Here is a 20,685-nt window from a genome sequence, read left to right on the forward strand (position 1 = left end):
TCTACTATTTTTGAACGCAAATCGATGGAGTACGCTTTCATTGTCATTCTCGATGCACTAATATTTACTGTACCTCATTTACCTCGAAACTGCTGTATATATTTGACTTAATTATTTATAGAGTATTTGTTAGTTCCTGAATCAACTCATCAGGTGTGATAATTCTGGGAGTAGCAACTGGAAAATCTCTAGGGTTGCGAGTAATAGTAGTATCTAAGTGATTAAGTACCGCAGTGCTGTATTGAATAGCGTCTTCAAAATCTCTAAAGTTAGCAGTTAATGCCATGTTGATTGTGGTACTGTCTACTGTTGCGACTTGACAGAAGGTTACAATTCTATTTAAAAGAGATAAAGCAGATGCTCGACCTTTATCTTTCCGAATGATGTAGTAGAGGTCACTAAAAGTAGAAGCAGAAAGATAACCTTCTATTTGTTTTTGATAAATAAATGATAATACCTGTATAGTATTGCTGTAAAAAGGATGGCGTTCAAGAGCAAAATCTAAAATTATATTAGTGTCTAGTAAGACTCTCACAGATTATGTTTCTCCTTCAAATATTCCCATTTGGCTTGGTCGGGATCAAAATCTGAAGGAGTCGGCTCTGTACTTTCCAACCACTCTTTCAAAATGGGTATAGAGCATTCCACTATTCTTTTTTGCTTTACAGGTTGGGACTGGGTTTGATTTTCTCTAGGACTTTCCAAGGATGGAACTGGTTGCAAAATAATCACTTCTACCGTCCCTGGAGCAATATTTAGAGGTTCGTCAATAATTAAATGACCTGATTCATCAATTGTTGCGTTCAGCTTGTAGGCTTGCATACTTTTGCCCTTTTTGTTTCTAGGATAAAACACTGCTGCTATAAATGTTGCGTAGGTGTAGCCTGTTGTAGACATCGCACTTGTGAATAACCACCTTGTCGTGACCAAAACGATCGCTTTGGTTACGAAAACGATCGTTTTTGTGGCAAACGCTTATGCGATCGCAACCAATGGTTAAATAAAAATTATCAATGATTTGACGTTGGCAATAAATCTTGCACTACACCCTACGACTCTTTTTCTAGCTCATCCCGCGCTGCCCAAATTACCTCGCGCACTAACAAGTTGCTCGTTTCCCTGCTCATTTTCAAAGACTAAAACACCCTGTGTCTCGCTGTCAAAATTCCCATGTCCATCAAAATGGACGATATGATAAAAACCCTTATTCGCTTGCAGTTCTGCTTCAAATGCTTTCAAGCTAGGGGGACGCAATACTTTGAGGTTGACTTGCTGTCGTATTGGTTGCAACGCCGCCAGCAGGGGACGGGCAATGGTTTTAAACCCAACATCTTGCTGATCGTAAGGACGGGCAATAACTAGTAAAATATTCAGTTGGTCATTGGGCATTAGTGGCAATGGTGCTTTTACGCCCTGACTGCTGAGACTGCGATACATCCCCGCCAGTGAAGGTGCAAGAAATTGATAATCGGGGGAATATAGCAACTCCCAAGGCAAATTCAGCACTTCGGCGTTATCAGAAATTATGCCCAGTTCACAGTTATCTAGCCCTTCCCGTGTCGCTTCCTGAAAAAACTCTCTTCCTTTCTCTGTACTGCGAAATACTAGCTCAAATAATTGTTGTCCCCAATGCTGTAATTTTTGTTCAATTTTTACAGCGTTATCTGGAAAAATACCGTAAGGAAACTTTAGATAATCTTCTAAATACCAGCGCAACTCAGCCGCGTTTTCTTCATCGAAGGGTTGCTGAAATAGGATTTCTGGCGCAAGGCGAGGACTTTCATATCCGCGTTGCCAGGAAAGTTGGATTGTTTCGCTTTGATGTGTGATTCGCAACCAATTTGTTACCATTGCTGCTGTGCTGGTTACTGGTTTATTTGATGCTAACTTATTTGGGTAATTCACGCAGAGACGCGGCGGAAAGTCTGTAGCTTGCTTCCCGCAGGGTGCGCCGACTTCCGGCGCTCAGAACTTTCCAAGACAGAGGCGCAGAGAGAAAGATTGAGTTTTTGTAATTACCGCAACTTGGTAGAATTTGGGTTTATGTGGCTTTTAATTCAGTACAGATACAGCCATAGTTTACTCAAATCATCACCGAGTTATTTCATGCTGCCAGTTATTGAAAGTATTGTATTACGTCAAATGGCTTCGGGCGATCGCTTACACTTACAACTATACAAATTCATCGGTGCTCAACCGGGTAAAAAGGTTTATATTCAATCTAATCTGCACGGTGCAGAGATTGCTGGTAATGCCGTTATTCACCAATTAATTGAGTTTTTGCTAACTCTCAATAATGCTGATTTAGCTGGAGAAATTTGGTTGGTTCCTGTTTGTAATCCAATGGGAACAAATGAACGCGCTCAGCATTACTCTCCAGGACGGTATTGTGTTTACGAAGCCAAAGACTGGAACCGGATATTTTGGGATTATGAAAAAGAAGCTGATAATTTAGTAGCTTTTACTAAATCTCAACTTTATATTGATCAAGAAGTCGTTCGACAAAATTATCTAACTCTAATTCAGGAACAATTTACCAAACTTCTAGAAAAAGTTAATTCTCCTATTAGCGTACCTTACACTGAAAAGTTTCGCTATCAATTACAATCTCTAAGTTTAGATGCGGACTATTTAATTGATTTACACAGTTCTACCAATCAAGCGTTAGACTACCTTTATTACTTCCGCAATCGAGAAGACAGTGCAAAATACTTCCTGCTAGATTTCGGAATTTTACTTGATAAATATGATGGGGATGCTTTTGATGAAGCTTTTATCAAGCCTTGGTTAGCACTGGAAACTTATTTTCAACAGCTTGGTAGAGAAATCAGATTTGATATAGAAGCTTGGACACTTGAACTAGGAACAGGAATGCAAATGAATCCTGATTCAGTTTCTAAAGGTGTCCGGGGTGTGAAAAACTATTTAATACAAAAAGGTGTATTGCAAATTTCTAATTTATCGCATGACGCAAAAACCCATGAAATGACTTTTGCATCTAGTAGTAACAGGAAAAAATATTATGCGATCGCAGGTGGTATGATTCAATCTCGAATTGAATTAGGTAGCTTAATCAAAGCTGGAGAAAGACTGTATCAAATTCTCAGTTTTAATAAAGAAAGTAAGTTACCAAGCGTAATTGATGTTTTTGCTCAACATGATGGTTTGGTTTATGATGTTGCAACCAATCAGGCTGTGAATGAAGGCGAGTTTGTGCTGGGCGTTGTTAGTTAATAGTAATCTTGTCAAGATATAACCTTTGTCTTTGTACCTTTGTGGTGATAAAAATTAATTCAACCACAGAGACACAAAGACACCAAGTAAAATGAAAATAGATTTTTACCCAACTTGACGACACAACTCAGCACTAAATTTAGTCGCCTAAATAAATACCCATACCGCGAGCGGTTTTAACCAAAGTACCATTGGGATCGACGGCGCTATATTGAGCGATCGCTTCTGTAATTGGTACACTTAATACTCGGCGATTTTGCCATGTCACCATGTGATCGTATTTACCTTCTGCAATGAGATTAACCGCTGCAACACCAAACACAGTTGCAACTAATCTATCTAACGGTGAAGCAGTTCCACCTCGTTGAATGTGTCCTAAAACTGTGACTCGCGTTTCTACGCCAATATGCTGGATGATTTTATCGGCTAAGTATTCACCAATTCCACCATATCGAGATTGACCTAAGCGATTTGTAATTGTCACATTTTCCCCATCTTGGGTACGAACTGCTTCAGAAACAATAATCAAACAATAGTTTTTGCCTTTTTCTTGGCGTTCTTTGATTTTGTGGCAAATATGATCAATTGTGTAGGGTATTTCGGGAATTAAAATTACATTTGCTCCTCCCGCAATTCCCGCAGCTATTGCTATGTGTCCTGCATCACGTCCCATGACTTCTAAAATCATGACTCGGCTATGACTAGCAGCAGTAAAATGTAACCGATCTAAGGCTTCTGTGGCAATATTGACTGCTGTATCAAAACCAATAGCATGTTCAGTCACGCCAATATCGTTATCAATAGTTTTGGGAATACCAACTAGGTTAATACCGCCTTGTTGCGCTAAGCGACGAAGAATTGCTAGACTACCATCGCCGCCAATCCCAATCAAAGCATCTAACCCTAGTTCATGGTAGCCTGCGATGATTTCTTCAGAGCGATCGCATATACTTCCATCTGGCATCGGAAAGGCAAAAGGATCGCCTTTATTGGTTGTACCCAACATTGTGCCACCTGCGGTTAACAGCGAGTCAACTTGATCAATTTCTAGCTTTGTGGCTTGCGGTGGATGTGCCATTAATCCTACAGTAGCTTGACGGATTCCCAGAACTTCCCAGTCGTAAGTATTAACAGCACAATTTACTACAGCTCTTATCACAGCATTTAAGCCAGAACAATCTCCTCCACTAGTAAGAATTCCAATGCGTTTGCGTTCTCCCATATTTTTTTTTGACATTTTGATCCAAATATATTTAGTAGTAGATTAAACTTAAACCAGGGTTAGTAGTAGATTAAACTCAGCAAAAGTTCTTTTTGTAAATGCCAAAGTAATTTTATGTTTGTTTTGTGTCTAAAAACAAAACAAAGTTATCTCAGCTGTAAAATATAAGTGTAGAACCAGTAGTAGATTAAACGTAAGCAAAAAGCAATTCCCGAAAATATAGGGTGATCTTGTGCTTGTTTTGTGTATAAGAAAAAACCAAGTTATCCCAACTGTAAAATATGAGGGTGGAGCCAAAGGTGACTAGTATTGATAATTACAACTTCTCTTTTTCAGGAGAAGTCACAATCCCCCAAGCTCCTCCTGAATTCAGATCAGGTTTTATCGGCATTATTGGGCGTCCTAATGTCGGTAAATCTACTTTAATGAATCAATTAGTAGGGCAAAAAATTGCTATTACATCACCGATAGCACAAACTACACGTAACCGTTTGCGCGGTATTTTAACCACACCAGAGGCGCAATTGATTTTTGTAGATACACCAGGAATTCATAAACCCCATCATCAATTGGGGGAAGTGTTGGTACAAAATGCCAAAATTGCCATTGAATCTGTAGATGTAGTATTGTTTGTAGTAGATGGCTCGGTAGCTTGTGGTGCAGGCGATCGCTACATTGCCGATTTGCTGTCTCGCAGCAAAACACCGCTGATTGTGGGTGTGAATAAAAGCGATCAACAACCTCTAGATTCTCAACTTCTAGATGATACTTATGCTGAAATGGCTAAGTCTCATGAATGGGAAATCGTCAAATTTTCTGCGAAGACTAGTGCAGGATTACCGCAACTTCAAAAATTATTAATTGGACATTTAGAAACCGGGCCGTTATACTATCCCCCAGACTTGGTAACTGATCAGCCAGAACGCTTCATTATGGGCGAATTAATCCGAGAGCAAATTTTATTGTTGACTCGTGAAGAAGTGCCTCATTCAGTAGCGATCGCTATTGACTTAGTAGAAGAAACTCCCAGTATTACCCGTGTACTCGCCACCATCAATGTAGAGCGCGATTCCCAAAAAGGGATACTTATAGGTAAAGGTGGATCGATGCTCAAAGCAATAGGTAGCTCAGCTCGTGAGCAAATCCAAAAGTTAATCGCTGGCAAAGTTTACCTAGAACTCTTTGTGAAAGTCCAACCAAAATGGCGGCATTCGCGGATAAGTTTAGCAGAGTTAGGCTACCGCGTGGAAGAATAGGAAAATTAGTCATTGGTCATTAGTCATTGGTCATTAGTCATTAGTCAGTATAAAAGAAGAAACAACTGTAGGGCTTACGCACGCTCTACGAATTCTTCTCTACAAGACCAAGGCGTTTGCGGAAACCTCTTGCTGATAAGGCGGTATGCTTCCGTCACGCTACGCGAACGATAAATTAAGCTTTTCGGCGATTTTTGCGTAAGTCCTGAACTGACAAATGACAAGTGACTAATGACTAATGACAAGTGACTAATGACTCCTAACTGATAAAAATGTCTCCAAATACTGGTTATCCTTTAAATTTGCCTGCTAATACTTCCCCGTTGCGGGTGTTGATTGTCGAGGATGATCCGATGATGCAACTGGGACTAGAGCAATCGCTAATGGCCCATCCCCAATTAGAGATTGTTGGACAAGCAGAAGATGGTTATTTGGGAGTCCAAGCAGCACTGCGACTAAAGCCTGATTTAGTTGTTATGGATATTGGATTGCCGCGACTCGATGGGATTGCAGCGACACAGCAAATTAAGGCGGCACTACCAGCAACTCATGTGGTGATGCTAACATCCCACACAACAGAGACAGAAATTATCGCTGCACTGTCTAGCGGTGCAGATGCATATTGTATCAAAGGTGCAAGTGTAGAAAGACTACTGAGTGCGATCGCCGCTGCAGTTGATGGAGCAGCCTATCTCGATCCTCAAATTGCCCGGCGAGTGATTGACAATCTCAAACCGCCCTCACCCACCAGCAACGCTGCTAACTTGTCTGGGCGTGAATTAGAAGTGTTGAAACTCATGGTAGATGGGTTGAGTAATCCAGAGATAGCTCAAAAACTCTATCTCAGTCCCAACACTGTTAAAACTCATGTCAGAGGAATTATGAACAAATTAGCAGTTGACGATCGCGTACAAGCAGCAGTTGTCGCGCTTCGTTCTGGTTTGGTTTGATCTGAGATCTTGCATTTCTCCCAACAACCGCCTTGGAATTCATTCCAAGGCTAATAGCTAAAGTCGTCTAAGGACGACTGGTAAAGGGCTTTAGTCCATGTAAACTAAACCTGGATTTGAGTTACGAGCCGCTGCAATTTCTTACAGGACGGGTGACAGTATTAATTGAGAATGGTGCAAGTTATCAGTTTGATAAAACTTGTATACTCTTCTCAAACACATTTAGATAGTTGAGGGCGCACAGATGTGCATCCTTACTAAAGCCGATTTATTTGTTGCAAAGTTTTTTGAAAATGATGCAGTTGAAAGAGATTTAAAAACTATTGGGATCTAAATTAACAGGAAATAAAAAAATTTCCTTACCTGCTGACCTTGCTTGGTGATATAGCAAAATTGCTTTTCCCAAGTAACAATATTTAATTGGAACCCATCCGTCATTATAAAAATAAACTGTCACTCGGCTCATTGCAGACTCTTCCATCGGCAGTGGAATATGCCAGGGCGAGTCCATAATTTGAACCTTACCTGTAGAGTCCATGCTTTGAACCTCACCTAAGTTAGGTATATTTACTCTGACTTATTTAGGATAATGCTCGCAACTATCGTAAGAAATAAGTTATCTCACTCTTATGATTAACCTGAACTTAGCACCGTGTAAATTTACTAAACACACCAAAAAAGCTTATAGGGTTCATTGGCAATATTCAGCCTAATCTATCTCTCCAGAAGCGATCGCATCTAATTTCTGTGTATCGAGTATCGTAATCTGACCACCTCGACTATAAGCAACTACCGAGTTAATACTTTTAATTAAACGCACGCATTCTTCATAAGTAATCCCGCTACTCCGAGCCATCCGGTAGTAAGATAATTTGACTTTTAAAGATGTACCTTGTGGACTTGATTTAGTTCCAGATTCGGTAGCGAAGTATTGAATTAACCTAGCAAGACGCACAATAGCTCTTTCAGAAACTAATCCGTGGACTGTTTCATGAAGTAGCTGAATCCGAGTGTTAAAAATCATCAGCATCCGTAGGGCAATTTCAGGATTCTGTTGAATAGCTTTTAATAAAGCATCTCGCTCGATAGTGAAAATTTCACAATCAGATTCAGCAGTTACAGTCGCCGGAGAAATTCCGTTGCCTAACAAGGCAGGTGCAGCAAAAATTTCACCAGCAGCCAAGGCACGGAGAATTGTTTCTTTTCCTGTTGTTGCTGTTTTAGTAATTTGAATTGAACCGCTGACAACAGCATATAGCTTTGCTGGTAGGTGATCGCCCTCGTGCAGAATAATCTCTCCTTTGGGATGGCGTTGCAATAAGGTGTGAGGTTGCAAACTTATTTGATCTGCTGTTTCTAAACCTGCAAACACGATAACTTGTGAAAGTTGTTCAAGGGATGCTTGCATAATTCATAATTCATAATTCATAATTCATAATTCATAATTCATAATTATGAAAGTCATATTTTATCTGGGTTTTGAGGTTTTCATCTGTAGTCTTATTTTGGGTAATTTAGTATAAGAGGCATCAGATTTAATTTAGGTTTTCAGGTTTTAATTTGTGGAGCATAACATATTATGCTCCTCTTTTTTAGAGAATTGTACAAGTAGTATTATGTTGCAAATGCTGGACGATGTTGAATCCAAGGTTTAGCTGCTTCAATTTGTGCTGCTAGGCTGATCAAGGTAGCTTCGGCGGCTGGTTTACCAATTAGCTGCACACTGATGGGTAAACCATTACTATCAAAACCTACAGGAAGTGCGATCGCAGGTTGTCCAGTTGCATTAGTTGGTGGACAAGGAGCAACCCAGTGAATAATATTTTGGAATGTCTCTTCTAGACTTAGAGAAGCCCATTCTCCCACCCGGATCGGTGAATGTAAATAAACTGGCAAGACTAGCACATCTACGTTATCGAAAAACGCCACAATTTGCCGTGCCACTACCTGCATTTGCGAAACCGCCTGGAGGTACTCAGCAACCGAACCTGTTCGTGCCAAAAGCCAACGATTCATCGGCTGTAATATCTCAACTGGAATTCCAGATGCAGCTACCCCAGCTTGCCAAACGATTTGAAATGGTTCAACTAAAGCGCTGAAATCTGGACATTTTGCCTCAACTTTATGACCAAGTTGTTCTAATAACCGAACTGTTTGCAAAACACCTTGTTGACAGTTGGCATCAGCTTCACCCAGGGGAGGGATGCTAGTAGCAAAGGCAATTTGCAAAGTACTGGGTTTTTCCTGTGTGGCAGACAAAAATGATGGTTCTGGATCTGGCAACCAGTAAGGATCTCCTGTAACATAACCAGATATCGCATCCAAAAGCGCAGCAGCATCAGCAACAGTACGAGCTATTGGCCCATTGGTAGCAATTCCCGCAAGGCGATCGCCTACAGGTGCTTTACTGACTCTTCCTCGCGATGGCTTGATTCCCACCAAACTACAACAAGCCGCAGGCCCCCGAATCGAACCACCACCATCAGAACCTTGAGCGATCGCACATAATCCAGCGGCTACGGCTGCGGCTGCGCCGCCACTAGAACCACCGGGTGTGTATTCCAAATTCCACGGATTTCTGGCTGGGGGAAATCCTATCGGTTCGCTGTAAGGAAGTGAGCCTATTTCTGAAGTTGCAGTTTTGCCAAGAATAGTAAACCCAGCTTGCTTAATCCGCTCTACAATCCCGTCATTATAGTCAGGGATATTGTTCAGTAATACTGGATTCCCATAGGTACAAGGCACACCCGCTACAGCGTTGAGGTCTTTAATGGAAATCGGTACACCAAAAAATGGCGGTAGTTCTGAGGTAGTCGTGAGAGTTTCTGTTTTGGCTTTGGCATCTGCGATCGCCAATTCTGCCATCACCGTAAAATAACTTCCCAGTTGGGGATTTAAGCGCTCAATCCTTTCTAAATATATTTCCACCAACTCTAATGGCGACACTTCCCGGCGACGGATTAATTGCGCCAACTCCAATGCTGGGGTAAAAACTAAGTCAATTTCATTCATAAGTTAGCTAAATAGGTAGTTTTATCTTCCTCTACAACTTTGCAACTTAAATTGTTACTTTAGCAGGATTTTCGGGAACTATAAATCTATCGCTCCTGAGATTTATTAATTAATTAGGATGCCTACCTTCAACAGGCGTGGTTACGCTATAACCTCGCTGCATAGACATTTTAATTGTTTCGCATAAACTTTCAACAAATCCCCAAGGGATATTTATGGCTGACCTAGAAATGCTTGTCAATGAGCTACCAAAACTTGTTCATAGCTTGAAGCTAACTATTGGTACTTCTCATAAGATCATGGAAGAAATTATCCTGATAAATAGTGTTCAGGAACAGCTACTAAATATCAAAAAACTGATTACTAAAGAACTAAGATTTAATAAAGATATAAATACTACAGTTAGCACATTTTCTCGTTTAAATTCAACCAAAAGTTTGGTTATTTTTAACATGTTGCCAACTAACTTTGCTAATGGCAAAAAGGAATTCATCATTGCGAAGTTTGGCAATCCAGAAGCAAAAATATCATTAACTGATTTACAAGCAAAAATTGATTGTTGGATTGAATGGGGTTATTTAATTCAGGCTATAGCCACAGATATTTTAAGTGATTCTCAGTTGGTGTCTAAACTGGATTCTCATATTAGCTATTTAAGCTTATCCACTGAAATTCAAAATATTGATGCTAGCTTAAATATTAATTTAGGCTTTGGCAATTCTAAACTTTTACAGCAGCAAATTAATAAAATAAACTATACTCAAGAGGAATTATCACAAACACAACAAAGACTTGGTTACATAGTTGATACTATTCAAAATAGCCAGAATATGTTAACAATATTGCTGGGAGTATCCTGTTTCTGTGGTCAATCTGGCTTTGCCTTAGAATGGTTGGATGACGATCATGAATTAATTATATCTAGTGAAGGCAATTTACAAGAGTTAACAGATATTCTCAATACTTGTGATTCTTTGAAAGAAAAGATGTCTAATTTAGTTCTACATAGTAATTCTTTAAAAGAACAGGCAGAAAAAGCGCTGATAAAAACTGAACAAAAACTTAGTAAAAAAACAATTATTAATCCTCAAGTAGAAAAATCAGCAGTGATTAATCTTCAATCAGAAGAAGTGCCGAAGTTCTCAACACAAAAAGTCATAAGTTTGACTTTAGTGATAGCTTCAAGTTTAGTAGTCTTGGGTTTTGGTAGTCAGATAATCAATAACCAAAATCCACAACTTCAGCAGATGAATCTAATCACTCAGGAAAAAAGTGCGTTCGCCAATTTTAAATCTGCTCAAAACCTCGGTATGGAAGCTGCGGCTTTAGTTCAAAATCCGCCTCATCCTCTTGCAGTTTGGAAACAAGCAACAACTAAATGGCAACAGGCAATAGAATTATTAGAAAGTATTCCTGAAGAAACAGCGATTTCTCTGCAAGCAAAGAAGCAACTGGCTAGCTATCGTGTTAATTATAACGTTATCAGTAAAAGACTATTGACTGAACAAAAAGCAGTAGCAAACTTGGAATCAGCCCAAAAACTAACAACAGAGGCTACTTTTTTTGTTCAAAATTCGCCTGATTCAGAGCAGCAAGCAAAAGCCAAATGGGAGCAAGCAATAAATTTATTAGAAGCAATTCCAGAAGGGACATCTGTCTCTATACAGGCTAAAGAGATGCTTCCTATTTATCAAACTAACTATGCAAATATTGGTACTAAAATACAAAACTAAAAGATTGAATTTATTTATAAACTACATTTCAACAGATAGCCCAGCCGCAAAGACTTGTTGTGCCGTTAGTTGCAAGTTAGGAAAAATCGAGGAAATCAGTTGATCTTTGTTTTGAAACAACTGTTTTTGATACTCGTCTTCTACCAGTGTGCAAATTGTAATTGTTGGCTGTTTAGGTTTCCCAATATATTCTCTACCACCAATGCCCAAATAATCAACAATCCAATACTCAGGCACTCCTAACAGAGCATAATCTTCAACTTTGCGAGCGTAGTCGTTCTGCCAGTTTGTGCTAATAACTTCAGCAATTAGTTTAATTGAGTTTCCTGATGTAATTACAGGTTATTGTTGCCACAATGCTTCATTAATCAGTCGAGTTTGATCTAACACAATTACATCGGGACTAAAAGCTGTATTTGTCCCTAGCAGTTTAATCAAACATCGATGGGGAATAAAATAGCGTAGATCCTGACGGTCAATTTCTACATTTAATTTTCGCCCAATTAAGGCAGATACTTGCTCGTGCGGCCCTGTTGGTTCAATTTCGATTAATTCACTATCAATTAGTTCATAGCATTCATTGTCACCATAGTGAGTAATGAATTCATCAACAGTTAAAGGTTTTGCAACTGATTGAACCATGCTCATTCTCTCTCATGATCAAGGCGATTGTTAAACTCAAACAGACGATATCATCGTCAAACTAGTAGGATACTTAATGCTATTTTAATTCTTAAACTATACACATACAAGTAGTGGTTCGCTTTGATTTGAAATATCTTAGACAAATTCACAAGATGGTTTACGATTCGATTAAAAATAAATATTGGCTAGAATAATTGAAATTAGCAACTAATCAAAGGCATTATTTGTAGAGTTTATAGTTGCTAAAGGTGTAAAATAACACGATAAATTTATAAATTGATTCAGTTATGCAAGCAGAATATCGGCAACGCCGTGAGCAGTTAATGGCAAAAATTGGTAATGGTACTGCCATTTTCCGCAGTGCGCCAATGGCAGTAATGCACAACGATGTTGAATACGCTTATCGCCAAGACAGTGATTTTTTCTATCTAACTGGCTTTAATGAAGCGCAAGCAGTAGCGGTGCTAGCACCACATCATGCAGAACATCGCTTTGTGTTGTTTGTTCAACCGAAAGATCGAGAAAAGGAAGTTTGGAGTGGTTATCGCTGTGGGGTAGATGCAGCGAAAGAAATTTATGGTGCAGATGAAGCTTATCCGATTAGCGAACTGGATGAAAAGTTACCCCAGTATTTAGAAAAAGCCGATCGCATTTACTACCACTTAGGACGCGATCGCAATTTTAATGACACAATTCTGTGGCATTACCAAAGTTTACTGCGGACTTATCCCAAGCGCGGCACAGGGCCAATTGCCATCGAAGATACTGGGCCTGTTCTCCACAGCATGAGACTCGTTAAAAGTGAAACCGAGTTGGAATTGATGCGTCAAGCTGCGGCGATCGCAGTTGAAGCACACAATTACGCACTAGAAATTAGCGCACCCGGACGTTATGAGTATGAGATCCAGGCTGAGATGGAACGCATCTTTCGTTTGCGGGGGGGAATGGGGCCAGCTTATCCTTCAATTGTGGCTTCCGGCGCGAATGCTTGCGTCCTCCACTACATCGAGAATGTGCGCCAGATGCAGGATGGGGAGTTGCTCCTAATTGATGCTGGTTGCGCTTATGGTTATTACAACTCTGATATTACCCGGACATTTCCTGTAGGTGGTAAGTTTACGCCAGAACAAAAGACGCTGTATGAGATTGTTTTAGAAGCGCAGAAACAGGCGATCGCTCAAATACAACCAGGTAATCCCCACAAATTAGTTCATGATACAGCTGTGCACGTCCTTACCGAAGGCTTAGTAGAGCTTGGCATCCTCAAAGGCGAAATTGACAAGTTAATTGAGGAAGAGAAATATAAGCCATATTATATGCACCGCACCAGTCATTGGTTAGGCTTAGATGTCCATGATGTCGGTGTTTATCAACACGGTGAAGATAAACCGCAGATTTTACAACCGGGTCAAATTCTCACAGTGGAACCAGGACTTTATATTGTCCCAGATACTAAATTAGCAGAAGACCAACCAGAGACTAACCCGCGATGGATTGGTATTGGCATTCGTATTGAGGATGATGTGTTAGTCACACCTGATGGACACGAGGTATTAACTGCCGGGGTTCCCAAAGCAGTGGATGAAGTGGAACGATAAAAAAATGGGGATGGTGTGTACCATCCCCAAAATAATTTAAGCACTCATAAACAATGACAGTTAAACCTTAGCCGTGGATAGCAGGAGCAGTTAAAGCGACTGGTGCTGCTTCACCCGCGGCCAAATCCAGAGGAAAATTGTGAGCATTACGTTCGTGCATCACTTCCATCCCTAAATTGGCACGGTTAATTACATCCGCCCAAGTATTAATTACGCGCCCTTGAGCATCAATGACTGACTGGTTGAAGTTGAAACCGTTCAGGTTAAATGCCATTGTACTGATACCTAAGGCAGTAAACCAGATACCAATCACAGGCCAAGCCGCTAGGACAAAGTGCAATGAGCGGGAGTTTTGGAAGCTAACATATTGCCATAGCAATCGCCCTAAGTAGCCGTGAGCCGCAACAATATTGTACGTCTCTTGTTCTTGACCAAATTTGTAACCGTAGTTTGCAGATTCATTTTCTGTGGTTTCGCGCACCAAAGAAGAGGTGACCATAGAACCATGCATTGCAGAAACGAAGGCACCACCAAACACACCCACAACTCCTAATTGATGGAAAGGGTGCATCAATATATTGTGTTCAGCTTGAAACACCAACATAAAGTTGAACGTTCCAGAGATCCCCAAGGGCATACCATCAGAGAAAGAGCCTTGACCGATGGGGTAAATTAAGAATACTGCGGTAGCAGAAGCCAAAGGTGCGCTATAAGCTACACAGATCCAAGGACGCATTCCCAGCCGATAGCTCAACTCCCATTGACGTCCCATGTAGCAAGCGCAGCCAATTAAAAAGTGAAAGATTACTAACTGGTAAGGGCCACCGTTGTAGAGCCACTCATCTAAGGAAGCTGCTTCCCAAATGGGGTAAAAGTGCAAACCGATCGCATTAGAAGAAGGAACAACCGCGCCAGAAATAATGTTGTTGCCATAAATTAAAGAACCAGCAACAGGCTCCCGGATACCATCGATATCCACGGGGGGCGCGGCGATAAAGGCGATGATGAAACAGGTAGTAGCGGTAAGCAGAGTAGGAATCATCAGCACACCAAACCAACCGATGTATAGACGGTTGTCAGTGCTAGTGATCCACTCACAGAACCGCTCCCAGACATTGGCGCTAGAGCGTCTTTGTAAGATAGTGGTCATAGTTTAAAATGATTTCAATGATTTTGTTGATGATTTAAAGTTGTTGTTTTTGGGAATCAACAACTGATAGCATCTTAAAAAAGTTGCTGAACCTTTGCAGTAACTAAAAGTTATTGAAAGTTACAAGTTATGGTTAGCTTTAGTAAGCAACATATAGGCAAATGACTGTCGAAGAAGCCTTAGCTATTGTTGAAATAATTCTGGGAAAAGCATCTCTAAACGACTTGCAAGAGGTTATTTTTCGACAGTCCTGGGAACAGAAAACATATCCAGAGATTGCTGAAGAATTTGGTTATGATGCTGACTACATCAAAGTTGTGGGTTTTCGACTCTGGAAAATGCTCTCCAAGGCAATAGGCGAGAAAGTAACTAAAGATAACCTCCGTTCGTCTTTGAGAAGATGGTCTTCTGGCAAACTCAACACCACTCAGCACGGGCTACGCCCCGCTACCGCTAACAGCACTCATCACTATGATTGGGGTGAAGCCCTCGATGTTTCTATTTTTTACGGACGTACACAAGAAATTGCAATCTTAGAGCAATGGATTATCCAAGACCGTTGTCGGTTAGTAGCATTATTGGGAATTGGGGGAATTGGTAAGACTTCTTTATCAGTAAAGTTGAGTGAGAAAATTCAGGAAAACTTTGAGTATGTTATTTGGCGATCGCTCCACAATGCCCCAACTATTGAATCGCTACTCACAAGCTTAATTCAATTTCTTTCTAATCAACAAGAAGGCGATTTACCCGAATCTGTAAGCGATAAGATTTTTCGCCTGCTTACACATTTACAAAAGCATCGATGTCTCCTAATTCTTGATAATGCAGAGATAATTCTGACCAGCAGTGAGGGTCGAACAGGCCAATATCGCTCTGGTTATGAAGGCTACGGTGAACTTTTTAAGCGGATTGGTGAGTTTCGTCACCAAAGTTGTTTGGTTTTGACAAGCCGAGAAAAGCCTAAAGAGGTAGCAGTACTTGAAGGTGAAACATTCCCAGTTCGCTCTTTGCAGCTATCTGGTTTAACAACCACAGATATACAAGCCATTTTTCACTACAAAGGTAAGTTTACCGGCTCAACCCATGAGTGGCAAACCTTAATTCAATCTTATGCAGGTAATCCACTAGCTTTGAAGATTGTAGCAACAACTATTCGTGATTTATTTGATGGTAATATTTCTCGGTTTCTGGCTCAAGGCGCTGTTGTCTTTGGTGATATTCAAGATTTGCTTGAGCAACAATTTCACCGTTTATCAGCTTTGGAAAAGGAAGTTATGTATTGGTTGGCAATCAACCGAGAACCCATGTCGTTTCCAGAAATCCAAGCTGATTTACTATTCCCTATTTCATCGGCTCAACTACTAGAAGCACTGGAAGCTTTAGAGCGGCGATCGCTCATTGAAAAAGGCAGCGGGTTATTAACGCTACAGCCTGTGTTGATGGAGTACATGACCAGTCGCTTAATTCAATATATTTGTGCTGAAATTCAAACCCAGACGATTTATCTTTTTAAAACCCATGCGCTAATCAAAGCCACTGCCAAAGATTACATTAAAGAAATTCAAATATATTTAATTCTCAACCCTATTATTAAACAGTTGCTTTCTTTGTTTGGAACCGCAAATCGAATTGAATCTCAGTTGATGACTATTTTGGCATCACTCCGCGGCAAGAAACCAACTGATACTGGTTATGTGGGCGGAAACACTATTAATTTGCTTCATCAACTACAAGTGAATTTAAGCGATCGCAACTTTTCTCGTTTGACGATTTGGCAAGCTGATTTAAAAGGTGTTAACTTACACCGGACAAACTTCGCCTACTCAGATTTAACAAAATCTACCTTCACTGCAAATCTGAGCTACACATTTACACTGGCAGTTAGTCCAGATGGCAGCCTTTTGGCAATAGGGGATACTCTCGGTAAAATTTCTCTGTGGCATACAACAGACGGACAGCAATGCCTAACCTGGGAAGCACACGCAGGTTGGGCGCGTTCCATTGTATTTAGTGCTGATGGTCAAACCTTATTTAGTGGCAGTGATGACCAAACTGTTAAACAATGGGATCTCACAGGTCGATGCCTACAAGTATTCAGTAGGATGCATACAGGCTTTGTTTGGTCTGTAGCTCAAGCTCGGCAACAAAATTTAAGTGGCAGTTATTCAGTCCTAGCCAGTGGTGGTATGGATCAAATGGTAAAACTCTGGGATATTCACACAGGGGAATGTTTAAAAACACTGCAAGGACACACAGATTGGATTTGGTCGATCGCTCTCAGTAAAGACGGTCAAACTTTAGCCAGTGGCAGCGCCGACTATACTATCAAACTTTGGCATGTCAATACAGGAGAGTGCCTGAAAACTCTCCAAGGACACACGAGTATTGTTTGGTCTGTAGCATTTAGTGCAGATGACAAAATGTTGGTAAGTGGTAGTGCTGATGGCAGTGTGAGGATTTGGAACGTATCAGCAGGGCAATGTCTGCATACTCTCCACGGTCATACAGCCCATGTCTGGTGTGTGGCTTGTAGTACTGATGGTAAAACAATAGCAAGTGGCAGCAGTGACACAACGATTCGATTCTGGGATATTTACACCGGGGAATGTCTGAAAAGCATACAAGGACACACCCACACTGTGCGATCGCTAACGTTCAGTCCAGATGGACAAACCTTGATTGCCAGTGATGACAACCAAAATGTCAAGTTTTGGAACATTCGTACAGGGCAGTGTTTCAGAACCTTTCGCGGGCATGGTAGCGGTGTGTGGGCATTAGCCACGTCTCCACTCAATAATTCTTTAAATAGCCAAATCTTGGCCAGTGGTGAAGACCAAACCGTTAAACTCTGGGATATTCAAACTGGTCAGTGCATCAAAACCTTGAGGGGACATACTAATTGGGTGCGAACTGTGGCTTTCCATCCTCAAGGTAAGACTATTGCCAGTGCAGGTGCCGATGAAACGGTGAGAATTTGGGATGTAGATACAGGAAATTGCTTGCACATATTGCAGAGTCATACAAACTGGCTGCTTTCAGTTACCTTTAGTCCAGATGGACAAATCTTAGCCAGTGGTGGTAGTGACAAACAGGTGCGAATTTGGAATGTCAAGATTGGGCAATGTCTAGGCGTGTTGTGTAGTCATAGCAATATTGTCTCGTCACTTGTTTATAGTCCTGATGGCAAGATGCTAATTAGTTGCTGTGCAGATGCCCTAATTCGAGCTTGGGACGTGGCTACAGGGGAATGTCTGAAAACCTTTCGTGGGCATACAAACGGCATCTGGTCAGCTAAATTCAGTCCAGATGGGCAAACCTTAGTAAGTAGCAGTGAAGATGCAACAATCAAAATTTGGGATTTTGAGACGTGCCAATGCCTAAAAACCTTTGAGGGACATACTCGCGCTGTGATTACTGTAGCTTTCAGTCCTGATGGTCGCTTGTTAGCAAGCGGAGGAACTGACCAAACCGTGAGGATTTGGAATGTGGCAACTGGGGAGTGTTTGAGGGTTTTGAAAGGTCACACACGATGGATTTATGCGATCGCTTTTATCCATTCTCGCCCAGGACAAAATTCCATCCTCGCTAGCAGTAGTGAAGACCAAACTATCCAGCTTTGGGATACTCAGACTGGTGAGTGTCTGAAAATTCTTAGAAGTCCAAGGCCTTATGAGGGCATGAACATTACAGGTGTCGTGGGTTTAACGGAGTCTCAACGAGTAACGCTTTTAGCCTTGGGCGCAATTGAAGGAACCGATTATTAGCCTGAGAATTCATTCTCAAGCGGTTATCAGATAGCATGCACTCGATAAAAGTAAATATAAGTAATACTTATTTAAGTTTAATAAACTATTGCATTCATCTCTGTAACATTCATTTAATGTTCAAAAGTAAGAACATACTTATGTTTTGCTCTTGCTATTACCATTTTCAAACCTAAGCAATGCTAGGTGTGATGAAGGTTTGAGATATTACAGGAGGTTGTCGTTTAGACACAGAGTGATCGCTTCACACCAGTTTAAGCAAACTGCGAGAGTATGATAGCAGCGAAATAACAGGCTGAAAACCAAATTTTATCATTGCCTGTAATCACAAACTTTGAAAACTGAGGCCATGCAAGAGCAAACAATAAGATGTTTTCTAGATGAAAAGCGCAAAATCTTGTTTGACTTCACTAAGTTGGTTGAGATGCTCAAGCTGTAATCTTGGAAGTATAAAACAGACTTTGTACTTATATCAATCTTTATTCTTTGCTCACCGAAATCATATTTTGATTCAGTAATGTCCAAATTTTTTAAACGGCCTACTGCTGAACTCATAGCGCCTGACAAAGAAGGACGTGCCAGATGATATCAAAACAGCAATCAGAATGTTATTATCAGGAGCTACTGCGCGACTCGTACTATTGCCACAACCTGGAAAAGATTGCTCGCAAATATACTAGGAACACAGGCTTATCTTGGGAAGATGCTATTCAGTCGGCTCATTTAAAAGTTTTTCAAGCTGTTCAAGCTGCCAAGTTTCGACAAGGTGGAATAGAAGAATTTTATCACTGGGCGGCTACAGTAGCTAAATGTGAAATTATTGATTTTGTTCGTAAAGAAAGTTTGCGGAATTGTCAGAGTTTAGACTGTAACATTCCTGGAACAGATATATCGCTGTTAGATACTATTCCCGATGAATTCTGTACTTTGGAAGCAACAGAGCGTGCAGATTTAATTGTTAAAGCGATAGAAGCGATTTACCAACTTGATCAAAGTTATCCTCATCAAAAGTATCTCAAACTATGGCAAGAGAAGATTAATGGGAAAACCCAAACTCAAATTGCTGCTGAATTGGAAGTTAGCCAGGGTGAAATATCCAAGCGGTGGGAGGAACTTGTAGGACGCATCGCTGAGGTGCTAGGATTATTAAAATTTGAAGATGTTAAGCGACAACAAGCAAATTGCAAGCAGAAGACAGGACGCGATCGCTCAACAAAGCAGTGGTAAATAAAGAAAGCGATTGTCCAGAATTATAAAGATTAAAACAAGTCGTTATAATTGGACGCGATCGCTCGTTAACTTATATATGGATACAACTAAACTCCCAATCCCAACTCGTCAGCCATTCGCGTCGGGAGATATAGATTTATGCGTATAAACTTGAGTAACAAGCAAGGATGTAATATGCCAACACCGCAACCTGGAGAAATCTGGGAAGTGAGTCGCTTGGTGCAAAGTCCTCTAGAGTTCTCAAGTAAAGAGCAACAGATTTTCTACTCCTCTTCAGTACAAAGATTTTTAGCAAAAAACTCTCCACCGCGCTATGTGATGATTGTCAAAGAGCCTGAACCAGTTATAGAGACACAAGAATGGCTGATTGTTTCTGTAATGATGTTCTCTTTAAAAACAGATTTTATAAGTGATGTAGATTTGCTAATTCCTACAAAAATATCAGGGCTATATCAAGATTTGCTAGCTGAAACTTGGCATATAATTCCTGCATTAACTTGTAACTTGTTACGGTCGGTTGGTAAAAGAATATCTCGCCAAATTTATGATTATCTGCTGGCAGTAGGAGACTATTATCACGGGTTAATTGATGAATTACCACCCGAAATATCAGAAATACATAGAAGTTTATCTGCTACAAAAGACTCTAAAACTCAATATTTTCATGAACAGGAAGAAGCCTGGAGTGATGTGTTAACTTTGCCAGTGGCAGCTTACCATACATATTTGAAAAGTAAAAAATTTACGGATGCAGTATTAGATGAGGCGTTAAATTTAGAACAGGACTAAATCGAATGCTATCAAGCTTTAGCTCTTTGCCATCTGTACTTCTGCTTCTCTGCGCCAGGCTAATTCATACTTTTACTCAGCAACGCCAAATTCCAGATAAAG

At 40.6% G+C, this 20,685-nt stretch carries 16 protein-coding genes and 1 pseudogene; 8 read left to right on the forward strand and 9 right to left on the reverse strand.

What is annotated here, in order from left to right; genetic code table 11:
• Window positions 1-115 precede the first annotated feature (115 nt).
• The 3 genes from HCR01_RS12615 to HCR01_RS12625 all read right to left on the reverse strand — a co-directional run bounded on the left by HCR01_RS12615 (window position 116) and on the right by HCR01_RS12625 (window position 1,851).
• Window positions 116-535, reverse strand: a complete 420-nt coding sequence (locus HCR01_RS12615; RefSeq protein ID WP_193196534.1) for a type II toxin-antitoxin system VapC family toxin — start codon at window positions 533-535, stop codon at window positions 116-118.
• Window positions 532-897, reverse strand: coding sequence for a hypothetical protein (locus HCR01_RS12620; RefSeq protein WP_226889295.1), 366 nt, complete (start codon window positions 895-897; stop codon window positions 532-534). Before HCR01_RS12620 ends, HCR01_RS12615 begins: the two co-directional genes overlap by 4 nt.
• A 171-nt stretch (window positions 898-1,068) precedes the next feature.
• Entirely contained in the window at window positions 1,069-1,851 is a 783-nt protein-coding gene (locus tag HCR01_RS12625) for a CHAT domain-containing protein (protein ID WP_226889296.1), read from the reverse strand.
• Window positions 1,852-2,106: 255 nt separating this feature from the next.
• On the opposite strand from HCR01_RS12625, the gene HCR01_RS12630 reads away from it, so the two are divergent.
• On the forward strand, window positions 2,107-3,234 hold the full coding sequence (locus HCR01_RS12630; protein WP_193196535.1) for a succinylglutamate desuccinylase/aspartoacylase family protein: 1,128 nt from the start codon (window positions 2,107-2,109) through the stop codon (window positions 3,232-3,234).
• Window positions 3,235-3,373: 139 nt separating this feature from the next.
• Here the strand turns inward: HCR01_RS12630 and HCR01_RS12635 are convergent, their stop codons facing one another.
• Complete coding sequence (locus tag HCR01_RS12635) at window positions 3,374-4,456, reverse strand: ATP-dependent 6-phosphofructokinase (RefSeq protein ID WP_193196742.1); 1,083 nt, start codon at window positions 4,454-4,456, stop codon at window positions 3,374-3,376.
• Between the two features lie 281 nt (window positions 4,457-4,737).
• Here HCR01_RS12635 and era point away from each other — a divergent pair, with 281 nt between their 5' ends.
• Both era and HCR01_RS12645 read left to right on the forward strand, forming a co-directional pair.
• Window positions 4,738-5,712: a GTPase Era gene (gene era / locus HCR01_RS12640; protein ID WP_193196536.1), complete on the forward strand. Its 975-nt coding sequence runs from the start codon at window positions 4,738-4,740 to the stop codon at window positions 5,710-5,712.
• 272 nt (window positions 5,713-5,984) lie between these two features.
• A complete protein-coding gene (locus tag HCR01_RS12645; protein ID WP_193196537.1) occupies window positions 5,985-6,662 on the forward strand; it encodes a response regulator in 678 nt (225 codons plus the stop codon).
• A gap of 313 nt (window positions 6,663-6,975) precedes the next feature.
• Here HCR01_RS12645 and HCR01_RS12650 read toward each other — a convergent pair whose 3' ends face one another.
• The 3 genes from HCR01_RS12650 to HCR01_RS12660 form a co-directional block, all read right to left on the reverse strand.
• Window positions 6,976-7,200, reverse strand: coding sequence for a hypothetical protein (locus tag HCR01_RS12650; RefSeq protein ID WP_226889297.1), 225 nt, complete (start codon window positions 7,198-7,200; stop codon window positions 6,976-6,978).
• 171 nt (window positions 7,201-7,371) lie between these two features.
• Window positions 7,372-8,070: a Crp/Fnr family transcriptional regulator gene (locus HCR01_RS12655; RefSeq protein ID WP_193196538.1), complete on the reverse strand. Its 699-nt coding sequence runs from the start codon at window positions 8,068-8,070 to the stop codon at window positions 7,372-7,374.
• A 206-nt stretch (window positions 8,071-8,276) separates the two neighbouring features.
• The gene (locus HCR01_RS12660; RefSeq protein ID WP_193196539.1) at window positions 8,277-9,674 is read right to left on the reverse strand and encodes an amidase; all 1,398 of its coding nucleotides are present in this window, start codon (window positions 9,672-9,674) and stop codon (window positions 8,277-8,279) included.
• 215 nt (window positions 9,675-9,889) lie between these two features.
• Here HCR01_RS12660 and HCR01_RS12665 point away from each other — a divergent pair, with 215 nt between their 5' ends.
• Window positions 9,890-11,407, forward strand: a complete 1,518-nt coding sequence (locus HCR01_RS12665; protein WP_193196540.1) for a hypothetical protein — start codon at window positions 9,890-9,892, stop codon at window positions 11,405-11,407.
• A gap of 21 nt (window positions 11,408-11,428) precedes the next feature.
• Here the strand turns inward: HCR01_RS12665 and HCR01_RS12670 are convergent.
• A pseudogene (locus HCR01_RS12670) lies at window positions 11,429-12,049 on the reverse strand (Uma2 family endonuclease).
• Between the two features lie 290 nt (window positions 12,050-12,339).
• Between HCR01_RS12670 and HCR01_RS12675 the strand changes: the two are divergent.
• Window positions 12,340-13,650: an aminopeptidase P N-terminal domain-containing protein gene (locus tag HCR01_RS12675; RefSeq protein ID WP_193196541.1), complete on the forward strand. Its 1,311-nt coding sequence runs from the start codon at window positions 12,340-12,342 to the stop codon at window positions 13,648-13,650.
• A 67-nt stretch (window positions 13,651-13,717) separates the two neighbouring features.
• On the opposite strand, the gene psbA is transcribed toward HCR01_RS12675, so the two are convergent.
• Window positions 13,718-14,800 carry a photosystem II q(b) protein gene (gene psbA / locus HCR01_RS12680; RefSeq protein WP_193196542.1) on the reverse strand — a complete coding sequence of 361 codons (1,083 nt, stop codon included), beginning with the start codon at window positions 14,798-14,800 and terminating at the stop codon, window positions 13,718-13,720.
• Between the two features lie 161 nt (window positions 14,801-14,961).
• Between psbA and HCR01_RS12685 the strand changes: the two genes are divergently transcribed.
• From HCR01_RS12685 to HCR01_RS12695, 3 genes are all read left to right on the forward strand, one after another.
• Window positions 14,962-18,564 (forward strand): NB-ARC domain-containing protein, encoded by a 3,603-nt coding sequence (locus tag HCR01_RS12685; RefSeq protein ID WP_193196543.1) that lies wholly within the window; start codon window positions 14,962-14,964, stop codon window positions 18,562-18,564.
• A gap of 582 nt (window positions 18,565-19,146) precedes the next feature.
• A complete protein-coding gene (locus tag HCR01_RS12690; RefSeq protein WP_193196544.1) occupies window positions 19,147-19,791 on the forward strand; it encodes a sigma-70 family RNA polymerase sigma factor in 645 nt (214 codons plus the stop codon).
• A 177-nt stretch (window positions 19,792-19,968) separates the two neighbouring features.
• The gene (locus HCR01_RS12695) at window positions 19,969-20,583 is read left to right on the forward strand and encodes a hypothetical protein (RefSeq protein WP_193196545.1); all 615 of its coding nucleotides are present in this window, start codon (window positions 19,969-19,971) and stop codon (window positions 20,581-20,583) included.
• Window positions 20,584-20,685: the final 102 nt, after the last annotated feature.

The sequence above is a fragment of the Nostoc sp. MG11 genome (assembly GCF_014904695.1).
Taxonomy (GTDB): domain Bacteria; phylum Cyanobacteriota; class Cyanobacteriia; order Cyanobacteriales; family Nostocaceae; genus Komarekiella.

Excerpts from the sequence above, each read along its gene's own strand:
- HCR01_RS12620 (WP_226889295.1), bottom strand. The coding sequence starts at position 897 with ATGTCTACAACAGGCTACACCTACGCAACATTTATAGCAGCAGTGTTT.
- HCR01_RS12625 (WP_226889296.1), bottom strand. The coding sequence starts at position 1,851 with ATGGTAACAAATTGGTTGCGAATCACACATCAAAGCGAAACAATCCAA.
- HCR01_RS12630 (WP_193196535.1), top strand. The coding sequence starts at position 2,107 with ATGCTGCCAGTTATTGAAAGTATTGTATTACGTCAAATGGCTTCGGGC.
- HCR01_RS12635 (WP_193196742.1), bottom strand. The coding sequence starts at position 4,456 with ATGGGAGAACGCAAACGCATTGGAATTCTTACTAGTGGAGGAGATTGT.
- era (WP_193196536.1), top strand. The coding sequence starts at position 4,738 with ATGAGGGTGGAGCCAAAGGTGACTAGTATTGATAATTACAACTTCTCT.
- HCR01_RS12645 (WP_193196537.1), top strand. The coding sequence starts at position 5,985 with ATGTCTCCAAATACTGGTTATCCTTTAAATTTGCCTGCTAATACTTCC.
- HCR01_RS12650 (WP_226889297.1), bottom strand. The coding sequence starts at position 7,200 with ATGGACTCTACAGGTAAGGTTCAAATTATGGACTCGCCCTGGCATATT.
- HCR01_RS12655 (WP_193196538.1), bottom strand. The coding sequence starts at position 8,070 with ATGCAAGCATCCCTTGAACAACTTTCACAAGTTATCGTGTTTGCAGGT.
- HCR01_RS12660 (WP_193196539.1), bottom strand. The coding sequence starts at position 9,674 with ATGAATGAAATTGACTTAGTTTTTACCCCAGCATTGGAGTTGGCGCAA.
- HCR01_RS12665 (WP_193196540.1), top strand. The coding sequence starts at position 9,890 with ATGGCTGACCTAGAAATGCTTGTCAATGAGCTACCAAAACTTGTTCAT.
- HCR01_RS12675 (WP_193196541.1), top strand. The coding sequence starts at position 12,340 with ATGCAAGCAGAATATCGGCAACGCCGTGAGCAGTTAATGGCAAAAATT.
- psbA (WP_193196542.1), bottom strand. The coding sequence starts at position 14,800 with ATGACCACTATCTTACAAAGACGCTCTAGCGCCAATGTCTGGGAGCGG.
- HCR01_RS12685 (WP_193196543.1), top strand. The coding sequence starts at position 14,962 with ATGACTGTCGAAGAAGCCTTAGCTATTGTTGAAATAATTCTGGGAAAA.
- HCR01_RS12690 (WP_193196544.1), top strand. The coding sequence starts at position 19,147 with ATGATATCAAAACAGCAATCAGAATGTTATTATCAGGAGCTACTGCGC.
- HCR01_RS12695 (WP_193196545.1), top strand. The coding sequence starts at position 19,969 with ATGCCAACACCGCAACCTGGAGAAATCTGGGAAGTGAGTCGCTTGGTG.